Source organism: Streptomyces sp. NPDC051561, from assembly GCF_044454195.1.
Classification (GTDB): domain Bacteria; phylum Actinomycetota; class Actinomycetes; order Streptomycetales; family Streptomycetaceae; genus Streptomyces.
In genome coordinates this window covers 468800-488482 of record NZ_JBITDM010000001.1, presented here as the reverse complement: position 1 = coordinate 488482, position 19683 = coordinate 468800, and the positions used below count along the sequence as shown (strand labels likewise).

Genomic DNA, 19683 nt, shown 5'->3' with positions numbered 1-19683 from the left:
ATTCCCATGCGCCCGCACCGTATCCACGCGCCCGCTTCCCTCGCCGCAGCACTGGCGGCCGCTGCCCTCCTTCTCCTCGGCAGCCCGGTCGCGGCCGCCCAGTCCGCGTCAACTCCCTTCATCAAGCCGGTAGTTGTTGCTGCCGATGTCTGCTCGGCGGACGAGAACCAGGGTGAGGTCGCGACCAACTTCATCTCCCGCTGCCGGATGGCCTCCATCCGGCAGGTGTTTCCCGGCCAGCACTACGGGGACACGCTCGGCTACCTCAAGGGCTGCGGCGAGAAGTCGTGCCGTACCGCCTGGAAACTGCTCAACGACAACCGCTTCAAGAAATAGCGAGGAGGCACACGGCGATGACGACGATGTACGTCGCTGTCCTGCTGACCGAGGCGACCTCCGAGGCGGTGGGTCATGAACCGCTCTACGCCGAGGACTTCGTTCTGTTGTCCGCGGACAACGAGGAGGAGGCCAGGGCCAAGGCTCTCGCCAGGGGCAAGGCCCAGGAGACGAGTTACGCGAACGAGAACGGCGACCTGATCACCTGGAAGCTGCTCCACGTCGTGGACGTCAACGAGGTCCTGGACACCCCCCTGCACGACGGCGCCGACCTCTACACCCGCCACTTCAGGGACTACCGGGCGTACCGGGCCTTCGAGCCGCTGCTGTCGGGGAAGCCGCTGTAGCCGCACGCTGTCCCGTCGGGCCTCGGGGCCGTGCGCATGCTGCCGCACGGCCCCGAGGCGTCTGCGCTTGGTGTACGCCGCGACCTCCGCCGGATTCAAAGGCGCTCAGCGCCCCTTGGGGAACGCGGCCCGCAGCCCCGCCCCGTTGAGGACGAGGGCCGCCGGTAGCAGCGCGCACGCGCACACGGCCTGCGCCAGGACGAACCACACCGGCAGGGTCCCGGGGATCACATCGACCGCGATGACCGCGACCGGCATCAGGAATGCCAGGATCCGCATCCGGACGTACGCCCACCGGGCACCCCGCTCGGCGACGGTGACCAGCCAGTACATCACCGCGGCACCCGCGAGCAGCCCCAGCGAGCGCCCCCACATGAAGGCGGTCACCGGATGACCGGCGACCTTCAGCACGGCGACCGCGACGAGGACCGCCGTGCCGAGCGCGCCGAAACCCGCGACACACCGCCTGACCCTGCCGAAGCCGTGTACCCGGTCGAGGGCCGTGTTCCCGGCCGCGGCGGCGATTCCGATGGTGTCCATGTCTTCCACTCCTCCTGCTCCCGGCCCTGTTGACCGGCTCGAAAGCGACGCTACGAAGCGGGGGGAGGGGCGCGGTACAGGTCTGGACGCCGGGGGTGGTGGGGCTGGACCCACTCCTGGGCAGATTCGTGCGACGGCTGGTTGCGTGCAGTGCACAGTGGAATCACCGAGCGGGGCGGAAGGCCGTACCGAAGTGACGAAGTGGGGAAGAGCGATGCGACAGCTGGGGTCCTGGGTGGCGAGCGTCCGCGCCGGTTTCGTCCGCGCGTGTGCGGTGACCGGCGTCAGTTTGCTGGTCCCGGCCGTCTGGGCCGCTGCCGTGGCGCTGGGCGTCTGGTGGGGGGCGGGGAACCCGTGGTCGTGGCTGATGCCGGTGGTGCTGGTGGGGTGGGCACTCCTGTGCTGGCCCGGCCGGTCTGCCGGATGTTCCGCTTCCTCCTCGCCCGGTGGACGGGCACCGTCCTGCCCGCCGGATACCGTCAGGCCGGGCCGGTGACCAGGCTGTCCACCGGGTACTGGTGGAACGGCTTCGGTTACGAGCGCACCAGCCGTGATGCCCTCATGGACCAGAAGTGGCGCGTCCGCTGGCAGGACCCGGCCAACTGGCGTGACCTGCGATTCCTTGCGGTCGCGCCGTTCAGTGCGGGGCTGGTCGCGGCGGTGGTGCCGGGCGGGGTGGCGGTGGCGGTGCTCGGGTTCGCCCGGGGGTGGCCGGTCCTCGCCGGGGTGCTCGGGCTGCTCGCGGCCGTCGCCGGTGCCCCGTACGCCTGGCGGGTCATGGAACCGGTGGGCCTCCGCTTCCTGCGTCCCTCGCCCGCGATGGTCCTCGCCGACCGGGTCGACGAACTGACCGCCCAGCGCGCGGACACCACCGTGGCCCAGGCCGCCGAGATCCGCCGCATCGAACGCGACCTCCACGACGGAGCCCAGGCCCGGCTGGTCGCCCTCGGCCTCTCCCTGGCCACCGCCGAGAAACTGATGGCCACCGACCCCGCCCGCGCCCAGGCCCTGATGCGCGAGGCGAGGACCGGCGCCGCCACCTCCCTCACCGAACTCCGCGAACTGATCAGGGGAATCAACCCACCGGTCCTCAGCGACCGGGGCCTCCTCGAAGCGGTACGCGCCCTCGCCCTCGACAGCCCCCTCGAAGTCACCGTCACCGCCGACGCCCCGCCGGGTACCCCACCGGACACCCCGTCGGACACCCCACGACCTGGCCCGGCCCTGGACCCCCCGATCGAATCCGCCCTCTACTTCGGAGTCGCCGAACTCCTCACCAACGCCGCCAAACACGCCCGCGCCACCCACGCCCGGGTCTCCCTGACCCACGACGAACCCGGCATCACCGTCGAGGTCGAGGACAACGGCCGCGGCGGAGCCACCGTCCGGCCCGACGGCGGACTCGCCGGCCTGCGCCGCCGCCTCGCGGCCTTCGACGGCACCCTCGACCTGGCCAGCCCCGCAGGCGGCCCGACCCGTGTGAGGATGACGCTGCCATGCGCATCCTCGTAGCCGAAGACCTCTACCTGCTGCGCGACGGAATGGTCCGCCTCATCGAGGCGTACGGCCACGAAGTCGTCGCCACGGCCACCACCGGCCCCGAAACCCTCACCGAACTCCTGCGCACCCGCCCCGATGTGGCAGTCATCGACGTCCGGATGCCGCCGACCCAGTCCGACGAGGGGCTGCGTGCCGCGCTCGACGCCCGGCGTGAAATCCCCGGCCTGCCGGTTCTGATCCTCTCGCAGTACGTCGAGCAGCTGTACGCCCGCGAGCTGCTCGCCGACGGCTCCGGAGGCACCGGCTACCTCCTCAAGGAGAGCGTGTTCGACGCCGACCAGTTCATGGACGCCCTGGAACGCGTCGCGGCGGGCGGCACCGCCATGGACCCGGCGGTCATCGCCAAACTCCTCGCCAACGGCCCCTCCCACCGCCGCCTCGGCCACCTCACCGACCGCGAGCACTCCGTCCTCGCCCTGATGGCCGAAGGCCTCTCCAACCAGGCCATCGGCCAACGCCTCTTCCTCAGCGAAAGCGCCATCAGCAAATACACCACCACCCTGTTCGGCAAGCTCGGCCTCCTGGACACCGACAGCGGCAACCGCCGGGTCCTCGCGGTCCTCACCTACCTGAACCAACCGTGAATCCGATTGAGGGCGGCGGTAGTCGGACAGGCCGCTGCTCATCTCGCTGCTCATCAACCACGCAGGCTCTCAGTGGTGGCCCGTCGCCCGTCAGTGGTGCCAGGGGAGTTGCACCGGATCGGCCGGTACGCGGCCGGCGACGAGGTCGGCGGCCAGGGCGGCGAGGCCGTGGGGGTGGACGGGCGCGTCGGTGGTGGCCAGCTCGGCGAGCGGCCACCAGTGGTGGCCCGCGTGGTACTTGCGCTCGTGGGCTTCCAGGCGGGTGGTGTCCACCTGGTGGGCGGTGATGCGGAGGTGGAAGAAGTCGTCCTGGAAGACGCCCGCGGACCAGCCGAGGTCGGCGTAACCGGAGGTTTCGGCGATCTTCGGGCCGAGGGCCTCCGGAGCCACCGACAGGCCGGTCTCCTCCCGCAACTCCCGTGCGGCTGCCTCGGCGAGAGTCTCGCCGTCCTCCACGCCGCCACCAGGCGTGGACCAGCCGTGGCCGCCCGCCGGGTTGTCAGGGTCGATGTGGAACTTCAACAGGAGGAGGCGGTCCAGTTCGTCGAGGAGCAGGACGCGGGCGGAGTGGCGCCGGAGGGTTTGCGGAGTTTCCTGGTCAGACATCCCGGCAGGGTACAGAGGGGGCCGGGACGGCTTGTCGCGACCGTGTCACATTCCAAAGGGCCGATCCGTCATGGAGGGAAAGGCAACAACCACGGCTGAGGGAGCCCGTCATGGAAGCCCGGCTCAATCTGTTCGCCAGTCCGCTCGCCGCCCGGCTCATCAAGCACTTCAACGCCGCGAACAAGGTGCTGGTCGACTCGTCGCTGCCGCACGCGACACAGGAGTTGGTGAAGATCCGCGCCAGCCAGATCAACGGGTGCGGCTTCTGCACGGACATGCACACCAAGGACGCCACGCACGCGGGGGAGACCCCGACGCGTCTGAACCTGATCGCCGCCTGGCGCGACGCGAAGGTCTTCACGGATGCCGAGCGGGCCGCGCTGGAGGTAGCCGAGCAGGGGACCCGCATCGCGGACGCGGCCGGGGGCGTCAGTGACGAGGCGTGGGCGAACGCGGCCAAGCACTACGACGAGGACCAGCTTGTCGCGCTGATCGGGCTGATCGCTCTGATCAACGCCTACAACCGGGCGAATGTGATCGCCCAGCTGCCTGCGGGCGACTATCAGCCCGGACAGTTCGGGTAAGCGGTTCGGGCTGGAGGGGGGCGGGGCCGCGGAGGGGGGCGGGGCCGGGGGCCGGTGCGGCCCCCTCGGCGGACCGGTTCCGGCCCCGCCGGACCTGATCTCTGGTCTCGGTCTCGGGCTGTCAGCTCAACTGGCGTACTGACATGAGCAGATGGCGGTGGTCCTCGCCGGTCGTCGTGCCGCCGCCGGAGGTGTCTTTCTCGTCCGGTACGCCGCTGAGCAGGGCCCGTTGGCCCGGGCCGAGCAGTTCGAAGCGTATGTGCGGGGCGTCGAAGGAGTTGAGGGCTTCGAGCAGGTACGCCGGGTTGAAGGCGACCGCCAGGTCCTCGGCTCCGGTCAGGGTGGCCGTGAGCTGCTGGGAAGCGATGTCGTCCTCGTAACCCGCCTGGAGGAGCACTGTTCCACGGGCGGAGAAGCCGAGCCGGACCGGGCTGTTGGGCTCCGCGACGACCGCGACACGGCGGACGGCGTCGGCGAGCGCCTCCCTCGGGGTGACCGCGATCGTCGGCGCGTCCAGCGCGAACAGCTTGTCGTAGCGCGGCAGCCGGCCTTCGAGCAGCCGCAGCGTGGTGCGCATTCCGGTGCCCTCGAAGGCGATCAGTCCTCCGGTCGAAGTGCCCGAGGGGCCAGGGGTACGGGAGTCGCTCAGCCCGATACGGACCGTTCCCGACTTCGCCAGCGAGCGGGAGATCTCGGTCAGCCTGCGACCGGGCACCACTATGTCCACCGTTCCGTCCCCGGCAGCCGGCGCCTCCGGCTTCCAGCCCACCTTCACCACGGCATACCGGTACCGGTCCGAGGCGGCCAGCGTCATCGTCCCGTCATCCGCCAGCCTGAGGCCGATTCCGGTGAGCACCGGCAGGGCGTCGTCCCGGCCGGCGGCGATGACGACCCGGGCGACCGCGTCCGCGAACTCCGCGGCGTCCACCGTCCCATGGGTGGCGGGGAGTTCGGGCAGCGTCGGGTACTCCTGGGTGGGCAGGGTGGACAGTCCGAAGCGCGTCCCGCCTCCCTCGACCGTGAAGCGCGCGCCTTCCAGTGCGCACACCACCGTCGCGTCGGGCAGCACCTTGCAGATGTCCAGCAGCCTGCGCCCCAGCACCAGCACCCGGCCCGCCACCGGAGTCTCGGCCTCGACCTCGATGGCCGCGGAGGTCTCGTAGTCGAAGCCCGAGATGCGCAGTCGCCCCTCCCGGGCGTCGAGCAGCAGCCCGCCGAGCACCGGCACGGGCGACCGCGCCGGCAACGACCTGGCAGCCCACACCACGGCCTCGGTGAGAACACTTCGCTCGATCCGGAACTCCACGGGTCACTCCCCATCACACGCTTCACGTCCACTGATCAGCGCACGCTATACGCGCCCTCTGACAATGGAGGGTGGCGCAGGGGGCACGGGGAGCAGCGGACCGGCCGGAGGCGGCCCGGGGGGAAGCAGCCGCCGCTACCCCACCCTGGTCCCGCACCAACTGCAGAACGGTGCGCGGGCCTCCGCCCGCATCCGCCCGCACTCCGGGCAGACCCGGTCCAGCGCACACGCCGCCTCGCCCCCCTCTTCGGTGCCCACCGCCGGGGCTGCCGCGGGGCGGAGGCCCACGCTTATCCCCGGACGCCGTACATGGGTGGAGAGGTACGCCAGCCCGTCCGGGCCCGCGGACAGTCCGCGTGCGGCACCTTTAGGGAGCCACACCAGGCAACCGGGGCGCAGCTCCTGGCCGTCGGCGCCGTCGTCGAGCCGGGCACTGCCGTCCACCACCGTCAGCAGTACGTCCAGCACGCTCTCGGTGTGGCGGGCCACCGAGGCGTGGGGGAGGAGGCGCACCAGGTTGGCGTCGAGCTGCCGGTGCTGCTCGGCGAGCCGCCACAGTGCGCCCGTCTGTCCCTCCCGCGCGGTGGCGAGGCACCCGTCGACGGAGGCGAGCACTCTGGCGGATTCCTGCGCGGACACGGACGGCTCCTTGGGTGAGGCGGCAGGGGGGAGTGGCGGGTGCCGTCCGTGAGGATAAATCCTTTTCGGTCAGGCCTCCTTCGGTGGGTCGGTGAGCTGGGTGATCCTCAGGTCGGACCGGCGGACCGTGTACCAGACATGGGTGTCCGGGCTGCCTCCCCACACCTCGGTGACGATCACCGTTGCCGTGGTCGGGGTGGAGGTGTGGTTGCGGACCTTCCAGTCCTTGGGGACGTTCTGCGCGCGGAGCACCGGGTCGGCGTGGTTCTGCACGGCCCATGCGGTGAGGCGGGCGTCCAGCTCCTTGGTCAGATACGCCTTGCGGACCGCTTCGGGTGTACGGGTGCCGTGGCCGAGGACGGCTTGCCGGTACTCGGTGAAGAACTGGTTGACCTGGCGGGCGGGGGTGCGGGATTCGGCCCGGACCGCCGTCGCCGTAAGGGAGGGGGCGGCGGCGATCGTGGGCGCGGCGGCGAGTGGTGCGGCCGTGGCCAGGGCGGCCGCGAGGGCGGCGTACGAGAGGAGCCTGCGGCGGGAAGTGGACGTGTGCGGGAGGAGCGTACGAATGTTCATGCGTCCAGAGAAGCATGCGGAGGGTGTCCGTGTCATCACTCACAGTGATGACACGGAGTGGTGCGGAGGTGACGGCGGCGTGCCCGGCTGCGCCGGTTCGTGCAGCCCCCGCATCAGCAGCCACCCGACCGCCGGGAGCGCGATCAGCGGTGCCAGTGCGAGCTGGAGGGAGGTCGCGTCGGCGAACGCCCCGATCAGCGGGCTCGCCAAACCGCCGACGCTCACGGTCAGACCGAGCGTGACCCCGCTCGCGGTGCCGACCCGGTGCGGAAGGTAGTCCTGGCCGAGGGTGACGTGCAGGGAGAAGGGGACGTACAGCCCGGCCGAGGTCAGGGCGATGAACAGGTACAGCAGGGGGCCGGGGACGCACACCACCCCGGCGACGGCGGGCACGGTCAGCAGGTACGACCGGCGGACCACCGCGACCCGTCCGAAGCGGGTGGCCAGCCTGCCGCCGACGACGGTGCCGAACGCGCCACCCAGATAGAGGGTGAACAGGGCCGCCGTACCCACGAGTTCCCCCGTGTGACCGCTGCCGACGCGCTCGCGGGCGTACAGCGCGACGAAGGCACTCAGCCCCATGAAGACCACCGACCGGCAGATCACCGCCCCGGACATCTTCAGGAACGCGCGCCAGTCGTCCTCGCCGACCGGTCCGGGCGCGGCCGTTCCGCCGTCGCTCCCGGCAGGGTTACGGAGCGAACGCACCGCAGCCACGCACAGCGCCGCACCCGCCAGCGCCGGCACCACCAGCAGCGGCGAGGCGCGCAGCCCGCCCGTCGCGACCACGGCGGAGACCAGCAGCGGGGCGGTCGCGAAGCCGAGGTTGCCGCCGAGCGAGAACCAGCCCATCGCGGTGTGCGAGCCCCGGCTCGCCAGCCTGGCCACCCGCGCGGACTCCGGGTGGTACGCCGCCACTCCGACCCCGGAGAGCGCGATGACGGCGAGGGTCAGCGCGTACGAACCGCCGATGCCGCCGACTCCGCTGAGCGCGACCCCGAGCCCGCCGAGCAGTGTGCTGACCGGCAGCAGCCACGGCATCGCCCACTTGTCGGTCAGCGCGCCGAACAGCGGCTGCGCGACGGAGGAGAGGAGGGAGGCGGCAAGGACGATGCCGGAGGCTGCGGCATAGGTGTAGTGGTGCTCGGCGATGAAGTACGGGACGAGGGCGGCGACCGCGCCCTGGTAGACGTCGACACAGGCGTGGCTGAGGGCGAGGAGGTTGAGAGGGGTGCGGGATCCGCGAGGGGCGCGGGAAGCAGGTGAGGTGAGTGAGGTGGGCGAGGTGCTTGAGGTGACAGGGGTGGGGGAGTGTTCTTGGGGGACAGGGGTTGGCGGCGGATCGATGCGTGAAGTGGACACCTTCCGATCGTGGGCGCTTCACCCCCTGTCCCGCTTCCGATAAATTGCCGGGCGATGCCGAAAAGCCGCCAGCCCTCAGCCGGGCAGCCCCGTGCCGGGCAGCCCCGTGCCGGGCAGCCCCGTGCCGGGCAACTCCCCGTGGAGCACATGCCCGCCGCCCCCACCCACACCCGCCCCCTCGCCTCCGGTGAACGCGTCGACCCGCACCGGCACGACGACCACCAGATCGTCTACGCGGGTTCAGGCTTCCTCGCCGTCACCACCGATGCCGGGACCTGGTTCGCGCCCGGCACCCGGGCCCTGTGGGTGCCCGCCGGCACGGTCCATTCCCACCGCGCCCACGGCAACCTCGACATGCACACCCTCGGACTGCCCGTCGACGAGAACCCCCTCGGCCTGACCGCTCCCACGGTCCTGAGCGTCAGCCCCCTCCTGCGCGAACTGATCCTCGCCCACACCGGCCATGCCCGGTACGCCACTCCCGGCACTCACAGCCCTACTGCCCCGGTCTCCACCACCCCCGAACGCCTCCGCCTCCGAGCCGTCCTCCTCGACCAGCTCCGCGTCTCCCCCCAGCAGCCCGTCCACCTCCCCGCCCCCACCGACCCGCGCCTCGCCGCCGTCTGCGACCTCCTGCACGCCGCCCCGGCAGACCCCGTCACCCTCGCCGAGCTCGGCGCCCGTACCCACACCGGCGAACGTACGCTGAGCCGCCTCTTCCGCAGCGAGCTCGGCATGACCTTCCCGCAGTGGCGCACCCAGTTGAGGCTCTTCCACGCGCTGCGGATGCTGGCCGAGGACACCCCGGTCACCACCGTCGCGCACCGCTGCGGCTGGGCGTCGGCCAGTGCCTTCATCGACGTGTTCCGGCGGGCGTACGGACACACTCCGGGCACCCATCACAGCCGTGACGCCCCACTCCACAGACAGCGAAAACCGCCGCATGACGCCACGGCTTGACCCTGACACCGTGTGAGGCCCTCAACTCGGAGACATCATGTTCACCATCGGAGACTTCGCCAGGCTCGGCCGTGTGTCGATCCGCATGCTGCGTCACTACGACGCCACCGGACTACTGCACCCCGCCCGGGTGGACGCCACCAGCGGCTACCGCTATTACAGCGCGGCCCAGCTGGCCCGCCTCAACCGCGTCATCGCGCTCAAGGACCTCGGCTTCACCCTCTCGCAGGTCCAGGAGATCCTGGACGAGAAGGTCAGCAACGAGGAACTGCGGGCCATGCTGCGGCTGCGGCAGGCCGAACTGGAGACGGCCGTGAAGGCGTCGGCCGCCCGGCTGGTCCAGGTCGAGGCGAGGCTCCGGTCGATCGAGAGCGAGGGACACATGTCCACCACCGATGTAGTGATCAAGAGCCTGCCGAGTGTACGAGTGGCCGAACTGACCGCCGTCGCACCGGACCTCAACTCCATCGGGCCGGTCATCGGGCCGCTGTACGAGGCACTGCTCCCACGCCTCGCGGCAGCCGGCATCACACCGAGCGGGCCCGGCGTCGCGTACTACGAGGACGCCCCCGGGGGCGGCATCCTCGTCCACGCCGGAGTCCAGGTCTCGGCCCCCGTGACGGCGGACGGCGAGCTGCGCGTCGTGGATCTGCCGCCGGTGGAGACGGCGGCGACGGTCGTGCACCGGGGCTCGATGGAGACAGTCCTCCCCTCCGTCCAGACCCTCGGCCGCTGGATCGACAGCAACGGCTACCGGTCCGCCGGATACCCCCGCGAGATCAGCCTGGAATGCCCGGCCGACCACGATGACTGGGTCACCGAACTCCAGGAGCCGATCACCCCCGCGTGACCTTGACTCGCGGACGGTGAGGGGGAGTTCATCAGGCGGTGCGCCGCTTCACCCGGTGTGACGCCGACGGCGCACCGCCACGGCGATTCCGGCACCCATCGCTGTGACGAGCGCGACGGCGCCCAGGACCGGCAGATGCGTGGTCCAGCTCTTGGCGGGGCGGGCTGTGCGGGGGCCGGCTTGCGAAGGGCTGCTGGTCGTGGGTGCGGTGGAGGGCGTCGTGATGCCGGTGGCGGTCACCTTGAGGGGCATGGCGTTGTCGGACGGGTTGGTGTCGCCTGCCGGAACGGGCACCGAGATCCTGCCCTCCGCTCCGCTGAACCCGGGGTCGATACGCAGTGCCAGCATGGTGATGTCCCCGCGCTGCGGGCACATCACCGTCCGCAGCGTGAGGTCGTCGGGGTTGCACCAGCCCACCTCCGAGGGGAAGGTGCCCACCTTGGGGGCGCGGTCCAGAAAGACGCCGTCGGGCAGTTCGACGCGCACGTCGTCCTTGGGGAAGGGGAAGCCGGAGGTGCTGGTGGGCATGGGCACCTCAAGCTCGACGCGGCCTCCCACCGTGCCTGTGACCACCGGGGCCCGCTGGCTGAAGTACACGCCGACGGACACGTCCTGCGAGCGGAACGAGACGTCCCCCACCTCGGCGGTGTTGGTCAGGGCGGACGCGTCCGTCTCCGCCAGGGCCAGCGTCCGGCCGGAGCCCTTCGGCAGCGCGCGGAACTCCGTGACCTCCGGGCCGGACAGCTGCTCCAGCGCGGAGACCCGGTAGCGGTAGAAGCCGTCGGCCCGGCAGCACTTCCCCTTCAGTGCCCGGAAGTCCGCGTCCGCCGCGTACCCCTGCCCCGGGCGGAAGGGGCCGTGGAGCTCGCAGTACGCGGTGTTGCCGCGTTCGGAGTAGTGGCAGTTGCCGAAGGTGCGGGGCAACTTCAGTACCCCTCAGCGCGAACGGTTCGCGCGAGTGACCGGTACCGGTGTGGAGGCGGCAGGTGATCCGGTGACCGGACCGGACGCAACTCTCGTCGAAAGCGACTGTCTCCACTCTGTCCGCGATGCCGGAGACGTCGTACACGGCGGTCATCCCGGTCTCGTCGGTGCCGTTCACCGACGGTACGGCGGCCCGGAAAAGGGTGCCGTCCAGTGGTTCCGGCGGAGACCCCTTGCCCATGACGAAGAGGTGCGCCGCGTGCTGTTCATGCGGCTGGGGCGACGCCGGTTCCGCCCGCTCTGCCGCACTGGCACCCGAAGTGCCTCCCCACACCGGGGACAGGGAGAGTGCCAGTGACAGGGTCAGTGCCCGCAGCGCCGTCGGTATCGTCCTCTTCCCGTACCGATCGCCATCCCGCACCATCCATCCCCCGTTCGCTGCCGCCCCCGACTGGACCGAAACCTAACCCGCCGGTTCACGCGCACGGCCGTGCCGCCCCTCTCCTGTGCCTCCCCCGAGCGAGCGAGGCCACGTCCCTCCCGCGAGGGAGTGGTGCTCACCGTTCCGGGGGAAGGCCCGCGCGGGGCCCCGCTGCCATAATGACCGGCGTGAACAGCCGTGCGACTGACGGGCGTTGCAGAGGGGCCGGGGTGCTGTGGCGCTCCGTGCGGTGCTCCTGGCTGGGCTTCGTGCTGTGCGTTCTCGCCGTCGCCGGGTCGCTTGCCGAGTTCGTGGTCCGGCGCGGGTCGATTCCCCGGATGCTCGCGGAGGCGTCCCAGGGGAGTGCCTTCGGGGTTCAACTCGCCATGCTGGTGGGGTTGTTGTGTCTGTGCACGGCGTTGCCTTCGGTGTTCCTGCGGCCGCTTCCGGCGGGGGTGGTGGTGACCGCCGCGAGCGTGGGTTCGCTCGCGCTCCTCCAGACGGTGACGGTGGCGGGTCTCGCCGCGCAGCTGGTGTCCCAGTACCGGCTCGGCCGGCGCGGGCACGGGGTGGCGGCGGTGCTCTGCGCGCTGCCGTTCCTGGTGTTCGCTCTCGCCGGATCCGTGGACCTCGACGAACGGGTGCGCGTGGTGCTGCTGGCCGCGCTCGCACCGATGGCCGCCTGCGCCGGTCTCGCCAGGCGCTCCCAGGTGGCGGAACGGGAGCATCATGCCGTACGTGAGGTGATGGCGGGAAGCCAGTGGGAGAACGTCGCACGGTCCGAACGGGCCCGGATCGTCCATGAGTTGCACGATGTGGTGGGCCACCACATCTCCATGATCGCGGTGCAGGCGGAGACGGCGAGGGTGGCCACTCCCGGGATGCCCGGCGCGGGTGCCGAGCGACTGCTGGGCATCGGGGACACCGCGCGCGCCGCGCTGACCGAGATGCGTCGGCTGCTCGGCGTACTGCGGGAGGACACGGCGGCGGACGGTGCCACGGGGGAGCGGCGGCCGCAACCGGATCTGAGCCGGCTGGGCGAGCTGCTCGACGAGGCGCGCGGGGCCTCCCACGCCACGATCCGCCTCATCCTCAGCGGCAGCCCGCGCGTGCTGGCTCAGGGCGTCGAACTGGTCGCGTACCGGATCGTCCAGGAGTCCCTGACGAACGCCCGCAAGCACGCCCCGGGCCACCCCGTAGACGTCGAACTCCATTACGGAGAGGCTGACTTGCACCTCAGCGTCCGTGACAACGGGCCCGGACCGCCACCCAGGAACGCGGACACCGGACACGGTCTCCTCGGTATGCGGGAGCGGGTCGCGGCGGTCGGCGGCACGATCCGTACCGGGCCGGGGGAGCGCGGGGGATTCCTGGTCCGGGCCACTTTCCCCGTCCGAGCCACTGTGCCCGTCCGGGCCGGTTTCCCCGCCGGTACGCATATGAACCGGGCGCGCCCCACCTCCGCACGGACCACGGAACGGACCACATGAGCTTCCCGCCGGCGATCCGCGTCGTCATCGCGGACGACCACCTCGTCGTCCGTACCGGCTTCGCCACGCTCCTCGACTCGCAGCCGGAGTTCACCGTGGTCAGGACCGCGACCACCGGGGCCGAGGCGGTCCGGGTGTGCCGTGAAGCGGTCCCCGATGTCGTCCTGATGGACATCCGGATGCCCGAGATGGACGGCATCGAGGCGACGCGGCAGCTCGTCGGCGGTGCGCCGCCGGGCGGGGCGAAGGTGCCACGTGTGCTCATCCTGACGACGTTCGATCTCGACGAGTACGTCTACGACGCGCTGCGCGCCGGGGCCAGCGGGTTTCTGCTGAAGGACGCCACCGCCGAGCGGCTCTTCGACGCGGTGCGGGTCATCGCGGACGGGGACGCGCTGCTCGACCCGGGGATCACCCGGCGGCTGATCAGCGAGTTCACCCAGCACCCCGTAAGGACCCAACTCCCGCCGCCACCAGGCCTGAAGACGCTCACGGCGCGGGAGAACGAGGTGCTGCTGCTGGTCGCCGAAGGGCTCTCCAACGGGGAGATCGCCGTCCGGCTCGTCGTCACCGAGGAGACGGTGAAGTCGCATGTCAGCCGCACCCTGGCCAAGCTGGGGCTGCGGGACCGCACCCAGGCGGTGATTGCCGCGTACGAAACGGGACTTGTGGTGCCGGGAGGCAGGTGGGGCGCCCACTGAGTGCCCGCCCACGCGTCACGCTTCTTCCCGTTGCTTCTCCCCCATGCTTCTCCCCCATGCTTCTCCCTCGCGCGGGGGACCGGCGCCCGCCGCCTCCCTCTCAGGAGCACCGCGCGACCTCGCTCCCCGCCGTGACGACCCGCAGCCCTCCCGCTTCGTAGCCTCCTGCCATGGAGAACACATCGGATGCCACCATCGAAGTCCGTGATGTGCACAAGCGGTTCGGCGGCACACAGGCGCTGGACGGGATGTCGTTCGTCGTCAGGCCGGGGCAGATCACCGGTTTCGTCGGGCCGAACGGGGCCGGCAAGTCCACCACGATGCGGGTCGTCCTCGGACTGGACCGGCCGGACCGGGGCAGCGCGCTCGTCGGCGGACGCCCGTACGCCGGCCTGCGCACCCCGCTCAAGCACATCGGCGCCCTGCTCGACGCCGCCGCCGTGCAGCCGAGCCGCAGGGCCCGCCACCATCTGCTGTGGCTGGCCCACTCGCAGGGGCTCGGGACCGCCGAGGTCGACGCGGTGATCCGGAGGGTGGGGCTCCAGGAGGTGGCCCGGCGGAAGGCGGGCGGGTTCTCGCTGGGAATGCGGCAGCGGCTGGGGATCGCGGCGGCACTGCTCGGGGATCCGCCGGTGCTCATGCTGGACGAACCGTTCAACGGGCTCGATCCTGAGGGGTTCAGGTGGATGCGGGGGTTTCTGGCGTCGCTCGCCGAGCAGGGGCGGGCGGTGCTGGTGTCCAGCCATCTGATGGGTGAGCTGCAGGATTCCGCCGACCATGTGATCGTCGTCGGGCGCGGCAGGGTCGTTGCTGACACCAGCGTGGCTGAGCTGCTGGCTTCCGTGTCGCGAGGGCGGGTGACGCTGCGGACCACGGCCCGTCAGGAGGCGATGACGGTGCTGGCGAGGGCCGGAGCGACGGTGAGTTCCACGGACGCCGACACGGTCGGCGTGCTCGGGCTGCCGGCCGAGGAGGTGGTGGCGGTGCTCGGGGCGCACACGGTGCCGTTCTCCGAAGTGTCCTCGCACCGGGCGTCGCTGGAAGAGGCGTACATGGAACTCACCAGGGACGCGGTGCAGTACCGCGGCATCGTGGACGAGGAGGTCACCCGATGACCACGGCGCTTCCGCCGGGACCTTCCCCGGTCGCCGAACGGCCCGAACGGCCCGAGCGGCCCGAACGGGGAGGATTCGGGAGGGTGTTGCACGCGGAATGGACGAAGTTCCGTACGGTACGGGGCTGGGTGCTCGGCACGGTCGGCGCGCTGGCCGTGATCTGCCTGGTCGGCCTGCTCGCCACGGCGCAGAGCAACGACCGGGGCGGGCAGGCGGCGGAAGTGCCGGTCGGCCCCGGCGGCGGCGCCGTCAACGACAGCTTTTACTTCCTGCACCAGCCCCTCAAGGGCGACGGCACCCTCACCGTCCCCCTCTCCTCACTGACCGGCCGTATCGCCACCACCCCCACGGCCGACAAGCCCGGGCTCGCCCCCTGGGCCAAGGCCGGGATCATCCTCAAGGCCTCCCTCGAACCCGGCTCCTCGTACGCGTCGATGATGGTCACCGGCGCCCACGGCGTACGGATGCAGTACGACTACACGCACGACCTCGCCGGACTGCCCGGCAAGGCGTCGCCGGACGCACCGCGCTGGCTCCGGCTGCGGCGTACCGGCGACACCGTCACCGGCCTCCAGTCGCAGGACGGCACCAAGTGGACCGAGGTCGGCAGAGCGAAACTCACCGGCCTCCCGGAGTCCGTGCAGGTCGGACTGTTCGCCGCCTCTCCCTCGGCGATGGAGGGGACCGGAACCGGATTCATCCCCGCCGTCGCCACCGGCACCTTCGGCCCGCCGGTGCTGTCCGGCGGATGGCGCGCCGCCGCCTGGCAGGACCGGCAGGTCAGCGGCAACGCGGGCACGTCCGGCAGCTACAGCCGGTCCACCGAGGGGGCGGCGGTCGCGGCAGGTGCCGGACACCGCATCACCGGCGCCGGTGACATCGCCCCCATGGTCGGCGGACCGGCCGCCGCCGGCGTACGCATCGTGTCGAACTTCCTGGTCGGCGCGTTCGCGGGGCTGATCATGCTGGTGGTCGTGGCCACCGGCTGCATGACCGTCGAGTACCGGCGCCGACTGATCGGCGTAACCTTCGCGGCCAGCCCGGGCAGGGGCCGGGTGCTGGCGGCGAAAGCCCTGGTGGTGGGCGGTACGGCCTTCCTCGTCGGGACGGTCTCGGCCGCCGTGATGGTGCCCTTCGGAGGGGCCCGGTCGGCCGCGAACGGCTTCCCTGTCCTGACCGTGCCGACCACGACCGAGCTGCGGGTCATCGTCGGTACGGGCCTGCTGCTGGCGGTGGCGAGCGTGCTCGCCCTCTCCGTCGGAGCCGTCCTGCGCCGCAGCGCGGTGACCATCACCGTGGTGGTCGTCGCCATGGTCCTGCCGTACCTCCTGGCCACCGCCTCCGTCCTGCCGCCCGCCGCCTCCGACTGGCTGCTGACCCTCACCCCGGCCGCCGGATTCGCCATCCAGCAGACCGTCGGCCACTACGACCAGGTCGCCACCGTCTACTCACCCATGCACGGCTACTTCCCGCTGCCTCCCTGGGCGGGCCTCGCCGTCCTCTGCGCATACGCCGTGGCCGCGTACGTCGCCGCCCAGGTCCTGGTCCGCCGGAGGGACGCATGAGGCAGGGAGGCATGAGGCAGGGAAGCGTGAGGCAGGGAGGCATGAGGCAGGGAGGCATGAGGAGCACGGCATTCCAGGGATTGCGGTACGCGGGCCGCGCCGAATGGACCAAGCTCCGCACCGACGCCGCCAACCAGTGGCTGCTGCTCGCCGTCGTCGCCCTGACCGCCGGGGTCGGCGCGGCGGTGGCCGCCACCGCCCGCTGCGACGCGGTGGGCTGCGGGGCGGACGCCACGAGGCTCGCCCTCACCGGTGTCCTGGTCGGCCAGGTCATCGTCGCGGTCCTCGCGGTGCTGGCGGTCGGCAACGAGTACGGCACCGGCATGATCCGCACCACGCTCGCAGCCGTCCCGCACCGCCCGACGGTCCTCCTCGCCAAGGCGGCCGTCCTCACCGCCGTCACCCTCCTCACCGGCACCCTCGGCGTCCTCGCCGCCCTGCTGGTCGCCGGACCCCTGCAACCCGGCCGCGGCTTCACCCCCGCCCACGGGTACGCCGCCCTGTCCCTCACCGACCCCGCCACCCTGCGCGCCGCCGCCGGAACCGTCCTCTACCTGGCCCTGATAGCCCTGCTCGGCCTCGGCACCGCCTTGCTGGTCCGCGACTCCGCCACCGCCATCGGTATCGTCCTGGGCCTCCTCTTCCTCTTCCCGCTCCTCGCCCAGGTCCTCCCCGACCCCGCCTGGCAGCGCCTCCTCCAGCAGATCGCCCCCATGCCGGCCGGCCTCTCCGTCCAGTCGACCGTCCACCTCGACGCGCTCCCGATCGGCCCGTGGCAGGGCCTGGGCGTACTGGCCCTTTGGTCGGCGGGTGCGCTGGCGGGGGGCGGGGCGCGGCTGTGGAGGCGGGACGGGTGAGTGGGGCTGGTGGGGCGGGTGCGTGCGGCTGAGGAGGCGAGGGTAGGCGCGGCAGGGGATCTTGGTCTGTAGACAGACCAGGCGTGACCTGCGAAAGGACGGCAGCAGCCATGAACGGACAGGACACCACCGAGAGCCCGGAAACCGGGGGTCCGGGCGGGGAGGGACGCGGCACCGAAGGCCGCAGCGCGGGAGACCGTGGCACGGAGGGGCTGGAGGCCCGGCCTCTGGACAAGGCTTCCGTCTCCGCCTGGCTGGAGCTGCACGAAGCGGTTGAGGCGGTCGATCGCAGTGGTGACCACGCGGACGCCCAGGAGCTCGCAGAAGTGCTGGACGATCCCAAGCTGAAGCTTGAGGCGGACACCCTGGCGTGGTGGGACGGGCCGCGGATGGTGGCGTACGCCGTGCTGCACACACCGCACGGGGCGCCGGACGTGGCGCGCTTCCACGGCGAGGCGACGGTGCACCCGCGGTGGCGACGGCGTGGGATCGGGGCGGAGCTGGTCGGCTGGCTGGAGGAGCGTGCCCGGGCCCGGCACACGGAGGTTCCCGAACTGGCGGCGCTGGAAGGGGAGTTGCTGCTCGACGGCAAGGCTGGGGACGAGGGTGTGCGGAAGTTGATGGAGAAGTGTGGGTACGCGCCCGGCCGGTGGTGGTTCCGGATGAAGCACGGGCTGGGCGAAGAGGGTGCGGACGTCCGTCCGGCCCCCGAGGGGATGCGGCTGGTCACATACGGGCCGGAGTACGACGAGGCGACCCGCCTCGCGCACAACGACGCGTTCCGGGACCACTGGAACTACGTGCCGATCGACCGCACCGACTGGGACACCTGGGTCACCGGCGTCTCCTCCTTCCGCCCCGCGATGTCGCGGCTGCTGGTCGCCGGGGACGAGGTGACGGCGTACCTCCTGGCGGAGGAGAGCGAGGCCGAGACCGCCGCGACGGGCAGCAGGGACTGCCATGTCGGCTTCCTCGGTACGCGCAGGGCCCACCGGGGCCGGGGCGCGGCGCCCGCCCTGCTGGCGGACCTGCTGCGGGCCGCGAGCGAGGCCGGGTACGACACGGCGTCGCTGACCGTGGACACGGCCAACCCTTCGGGGGCGCTGGGCTTCTACGAGCAGACGGGGTTCGTGGTGGAACGCGAAACCGTCACGTACGTACGGGAGCTGGGGTAACCGCCCCGGCGAACCGCGAGCCTGCTGCGGGCCGACCCATCGGCGGGCCCGCGATCCGGGCCGGCCCCCCGCGAGCCGGCGATCCGGGCCGGATCGACACCGTGACCCGACCCGGCCCGGATCGGCCCTCCGTCGGCGTGAGGGCCCGTGTCTCAGCTCTTCTGCCGGCGTACCGCCCACCACGTCGCCACGGCGACCCCCGTCCCCGCGAGCAGCAGCCCCCGGTGGTCGCGGGCCAACTGCATTCCCTGGGCGGTGCGTTGGCGCACCTGCTCCGGGGCCTTGTCCTCCCACAGGTGGCCGGCCCGGGTCGCCGTCTCGCGCATCTGACCGGCGGCCTCGGCCGCCTTCTCCTTGACCGGGGCGGGGAGCTTGTCCTGTGCCTGGTGGGCCAGATCGCCGGCCCTGGTCCTGAACTCGTCGGCCTTGGCGGCGGCCTGCTCCATCACCACGCCGGTCCGCACCACCGCCTGCTCCTTCACCTCCGTCGCCTTTTCCTGGGCGCGGGCCTTGACGTCGGCCTTGGCCGCCAACGCCTCGACCGTCTCGCCGAGTTCGGCCCGGGTCTGCTCGATGTGGTCGCGCAGTTCCTCGGGGCTCGCGGCGGTCTGCTCGTCGTCGGGCGGATGGGTCATCGGTGCGCACTCTCCTTGATCTCGGCCACATCGGCCTTGACGTTCTCGATGGTCTGCTGCGGTGCGGGCGGCGCGGCCTGGCCGACCTGCTTCTTGCCGCTCTTCGCCAGTACGGCGGCGATGACTCCCAGTACCGCGGTGACGATCAGCGCCGCCGCCCACACCGGCAGGGCCACCGCCAGCGCGGCGATCGCAGTGGCGACCAGGGCCTGCAGCGCGAGGAATCCGACCAGCCCGGCACCGCCGAACAGGCCGCCGCCCTTGCCGTACCGCTTGCCCTTCTCCTTCATCTCCGCCTGGGCCAGACGGAGTTCGGCCCGCACCAGCTCGGTCAGCTGCTGTGACGCACGCTGCACCAGCTCGCCCACGGGTTCGTTCGCCGGTGTGCCCGCTGTCTCCTGGTCGCGGCCGTGGCTCCTTGGTTGCGTCTGCGACACGACGCTCACCTCCCATCCGGGTCGTCCTGTTCGTCCCCGTAGTCCACTGAGCCGCGAGTACCCCGAACCATCCGGTTCAGGGCTTCTGGGCAAAGGAATTTGAGGTCGAGTTCTGC

General features: G+C 71.6%; 21 protein-coding genes and 1 pseudogene. 13 read left to right on the top strand and 9 right to left on the bottom strand.

The genetic code is table 11. From position 1 onward, the window contains the following. Positions 1-6 precede the first annotated feature (6 nt). Together ACIA73_RS02125 and ACIA73_RS02120 are read left to right on the top strand one after the other, a co-directional pair. Positions 7-336 (top strand): hypothetical protein, encoded by a 330-nt coding sequence (locus tag ACIA73_RS02125; RefSeq protein WP_399436304.1) that lies wholly within the window; start codon positions 7-9, stop codon positions 334-336. A gap of 17 nt (positions 337-353) precedes the next feature. Next, on the top strand, positions 354-683 hold the full coding sequence (locus ACIA73_RS02120) for a DUF4288 domain-containing protein (protein WP_399436303.1): 330 nt from the start codon (positions 354-356) through the stop codon (positions 681-683). Positions 684-788: 105 nt separating this feature from the next. Here ACIA73_RS02120 and ACIA73_RS02115 read toward each other — a convergent pair whose 3' ends face one another. Then, positions 789-1223 (bottom strand): hypothetical protein, encoded by a 435-nt coding sequence (locus ACIA73_RS02115; protein WP_399436302.1) that lies wholly within the window; start codon positions 1221-1223, stop codon positions 789-791. Positions 1224-1437: 214 nt separating this feature from the next. On the opposite strand from ACIA73_RS02115, the pseudogene ACIA73_RS02110 reads away from it, so the two are divergent. Together ACIA73_RS02110 and ACIA73_RS02105 are read left to right on the top strand one after the other, a co-directional pair. Then, positions 1438-2735: pseudogene (locus ACIA73_RS02110) on the top strand (sensor histidine kinase). Then, complete coding sequence (locus tag ACIA73_RS02105) at positions 2720-3367, top strand: response regulator (protein WP_399436301.1); 648 nt, start codon at positions 2720-2722, stop codon at positions 3365-3367. The pseudogene ACIA73_RS02110 and the gene ACIA73_RS02105 overlap by 16 nt, the downstream one beginning before the upstream one ends. A 90-nt stretch (positions 3368-3457) precedes the next feature. Here the strand turns inward: ACIA73_RS02105 and ACIA73_RS02100 are convergent, their stop codons facing one another. Next, positions 3458-3973, bottom strand: a complete 516-nt coding sequence (locus ACIA73_RS02100; protein ID WP_399436300.1) for an NUDIX hydrolase — start codon at positions 3971-3973, stop codon at positions 3458-3460. 110 nt (positions 3974-4083) lie between these two features. On the opposite strand from ACIA73_RS02100, the gene ACIA73_RS02095 reads away from it, so the two are divergent. After that, positions 4084-4557 (top strand): carboxymuconolactone decarboxylase family protein, encoded by a 474-nt coding sequence (locus ACIA73_RS02095; RefSeq protein ID WP_399436299.1) that lies wholly within the window; start codon positions 4084-4086, stop codon positions 4555-4557. 121 nt (positions 4558-4678) lie between these two features. Here the strand turns inward: ACIA73_RS02095 and dnaN are convergent, their stop codons facing one another. The 4 genes from dnaN to ACIA73_RS02075 all read right to left on the bottom strand — a co-directional run bounded on the left by dnaN (position 4679) and on the right by ACIA73_RS02075 (position 8437). Next, positions 4679-5863, bottom strand: coding sequence for a DNA polymerase III subunit beta (dnaN, locus tag ACIA73_RS02090; RefSeq protein ID WP_399436297.1), 1185 nt, complete (start codon positions 5861-5863; stop codon positions 4679-4681). A 135-nt stretch (positions 5864-5998) separates the two neighbouring features. Continuing rightward, the gene (locus ACIA73_RS02085) at positions 5999-6502 is read right to left on the bottom strand and encodes a hypothetical protein (RefSeq protein ID WP_399436296.1); all 504 of its coding nucleotides are present in this window, start codon (positions 6500-6502) and stop codon (positions 5999-6001) included. Positions 6503-6571: 69 nt separating this feature from the next. Further along, a complete protein-coding gene (locus ACIA73_RS02080; protein ID WP_399436295.1) occupies positions 6572-7075 on the bottom strand; it encodes a hypothetical protein in 504 nt (167 codons plus the stop codon). Between the two features lie 39 nt (positions 7076-7114). After that, the gene (locus tag ACIA73_RS02075; RefSeq protein ID WP_399436294.1) at positions 7115-8437 is read right to left on the bottom strand and encodes an MFS transporter; all 1323 of its coding nucleotides are present in this window, start codon (positions 8435-8437) and stop codon (positions 7115-7117) included. A gap of 147 nt (positions 8438-8584) precedes the next feature. Here ACIA73_RS02075 and ACIA73_RS02070 point away from each other — a divergent pair, with 147 nt between their 5' ends. Both ACIA73_RS02070 and ACIA73_RS02065 read left to right on the top strand, forming a co-directional pair. After that, positions 8585-9397 carry an AraC family transcriptional regulator gene (locus ACIA73_RS02070; protein ID WP_399436745.1) on the top strand — a complete coding sequence of 271 codons (813 nt, stop codon included), beginning with the start codon at positions 8585-8587 and terminating at the stop codon, positions 9395-9397. Positions 9398-9434: 37 nt separating this feature from the next. Beyond that, complete coding sequence (locus ACIA73_RS02065) at positions 9435-10247, top strand: MerR family transcriptional regulator (RefSeq protein ID WP_399436293.1); 813 nt, start codon at positions 9435-9437, stop codon at positions 10245-10247. Positions 10248-10295: 48 nt separating this feature from the next. Here the strand turns inward: ACIA73_RS02065 and ACIA73_RS02060 are convergent, their stop codons facing one another. Further along, entirely contained in the window at positions 10296-11171 is an 876-nt protein-coding gene (locus ACIA73_RS02060; protein ID WP_399436292.1) for a hypothetical protein, read from the bottom strand. A 609-nt stretch (positions 11172-11780) separates the two neighbouring features. On the opposite strand from ACIA73_RS02060, the gene ACIA73_RS02055 reads away from it, so the two are divergent. The 6 genes from ACIA73_RS02055 to ACIA73_RS02030 all read left to right on the top strand — a co-directional run bounded on the left by ACIA73_RS02055 (position 11781) and on the right by ACIA73_RS02030 (position 18495). Continuing rightward, positions 11781-13082, top strand: coding sequence for a sensor histidine kinase (locus ACIA73_RS02055; protein WP_399436291.1), 1302 nt, complete (start codon positions 11781-11783; stop codon positions 13080-13082). Next, positions 13079-13783 (top strand): response regulator, encoded by a 705-nt coding sequence (locus ACIA73_RS02050; protein ID WP_399436290.1) that lies wholly within the window; start codon positions 13079-13081, stop codon positions 13781-13783. The genes ACIA73_RS02055 and ACIA73_RS02050 overlap by 4 nt, the downstream gene beginning before the upstream one ends. A 170-nt stretch (positions 13784-13953) precedes the next feature. Next, complete coding sequence (locus ACIA73_RS02045; RefSeq protein ID WP_399436289.1) at positions 13954-14898, top strand: ATP-binding cassette domain-containing protein; 945 nt, start codon at positions 13954-13956, stop codon at positions 14896-14898. Next, positions 14895-16463: a hypothetical protein gene (locus ACIA73_RS02040; protein WP_399436288.1), complete on the top strand. Its 1569-nt coding sequence runs from the start codon at positions 14895-14897 to the stop codon at positions 16461-16463. Before ACIA73_RS02045 ends, ACIA73_RS02040 begins: the two co-directional genes overlap by 4 nt. A 56-nt stretch (positions 16464-16519) precedes the next feature. Beyond that, positions 16520-17320, top strand: coding sequence for an ABC transporter permease (locus ACIA73_RS02035; protein WP_399436287.1), 801 nt, complete (start codon positions 16520-16522; stop codon positions 17318-17320). 110 nt (positions 17321-17430) lie between these two features. Beyond that, positions 17431-18495, top strand: coding sequence for a GNAT family N-acetyltransferase (locus ACIA73_RS02030; protein ID WP_399436286.1), 1065 nt, complete (start codon positions 17431-17433; stop codon positions 18493-18495). A gap of 152 nt (positions 18496-18647) precedes the next feature. On the opposite strand, the gene ACIA73_RS02025 is transcribed toward ACIA73_RS02030, so the two are convergent. Together ACIA73_RS02025 and ACIA73_RS02020 are read right to left on the bottom strand one after the other, a co-directional pair. Then, positions 18648-19130, bottom strand: coding sequence for a DUF3618 domain-containing protein (locus ACIA73_RS02025; protein ID WP_399436285.1), 483 nt, complete (start codon positions 19128-19130; stop codon positions 18648-18650). Further along, entirely contained in the window at positions 19127-19498 is a 372-nt protein-coding gene (locus ACIA73_RS02020) for a phage holin family protein (RefSeq protein ID WP_399436744.1), read from the bottom strand. Before ACIA73_RS02020 ends, ACIA73_RS02025 begins: the two co-directional genes overlap by 4 nt. Positions 19499-19683: the final 185 nt, after the last annotated feature.

What these genes read in the sequence shown, in the direction of transcription:
- ACIA73_RS02125 (WP_399436304.1), top strand. Translation starts at nt 7, where the DNA reads ATGCGCCCGCACCGTATCCACGCGCCCGCTTCCCTCGCCGCAGCACTG.
- ACIA73_RS02120 (WP_399436303.1), top strand. Translation starts at nt 354, where the DNA reads ATGACGACGATGTACGTCGCTGTCCTGCTGACCGAGGCGACCTCCGAG.
- ACIA73_RS02115 (WP_399436302.1), bottom strand. Translation starts at nt 1,223, where the DNA reads ATGGACACCATCGGAATCGCCGCCGCGGCCGGGAACACGGCCCTCGAC.
- ACIA73_RS02105 (WP_399436301.1), top strand. Translation starts at nt 2,720, where the DNA reads ATGCGCATCCTCGTAGCCGAAGACCTCTACCTGCTGCGCGACGGAATG.
- ACIA73_RS02100 (WP_399436300.1), bottom strand. Translation starts at nt 3,973, where the DNA reads ATGTCTGACCAGGAAACTCCGCAAACCCTCCGGCGCCACTCCGCCCGC.
- ACIA73_RS02095 (WP_399436299.1), top strand. Translation starts at nt 4,084, where the DNA reads ATGGAAGCCCGGCTCAATCTGTTCGCCAGTCCGCTCGCCGCCCGGCTC.
- ACIA73_RS02080 (WP_399436295.1), bottom strand. Translation starts at nt 7,075, where the DNA reads ATGAACATTCGTACGCTCCTCCCGCACACGTCCACTTCCCGCCGCAGG.
- ACIA73_RS02070 (WP_399436745.1), top strand. Translation starts at nt 8,585, where the DNA reads ATGCCCGCCGCCCCCACCCACACCCGCCCCCTCGCCTCCGGTGAACGC.
- ACIA73_RS02065 (WP_399436293.1), top strand. Translation starts at nt 9,435, where the DNA reads ATGTTCACCATCGGAGACTTCGCCAGGCTCGGCCGTGTGTCGATCCGC.
- ACIA73_RS02050 (WP_399436290.1), top strand. Translation starts at nt 13,079, where the DNA reads ATGAGCTTCCCGCCGGCGATCCGCGTCGTCATCGCGGACGACCACCTC.
- ACIA73_RS02045 (WP_399436289.1), top strand. Translation starts at nt 13,954, where the DNA reads ATGGAGAACACATCGGATGCCACCATCGAAGTCCGTGATGTGCACAAG.
- ACIA73_RS02040 (WP_399436288.1), top strand. Translation starts at nt 14,895, where the DNA reads ATGACCACGGCGCTTCCGCCGGGACCTTCCCCGGTCGCCGAACGGCCC.
- ACIA73_RS02035 (WP_399436287.1), top strand. Translation starts at nt 16,520, where the DNA reads ATGAGGAGCACGGCATTCCAGGGATTGCGGTACGCGGGCCGCGCCGAA.
- ACIA73_RS02030 (WP_399436286.1), top strand. Translation starts at nt 17,431, where the DNA reads ATGAACGGACAGGACACCACCGAGAGCCCGGAAACCGGGGGTCCGGGC.
- ACIA73_RS02025 (WP_399436285.1), bottom strand. Translation starts at nt 19,130, where the DNA reads ATGACCCATCCGCCCGACGACGAGCAGACCGCCGCGAGCCCCGAGGAA.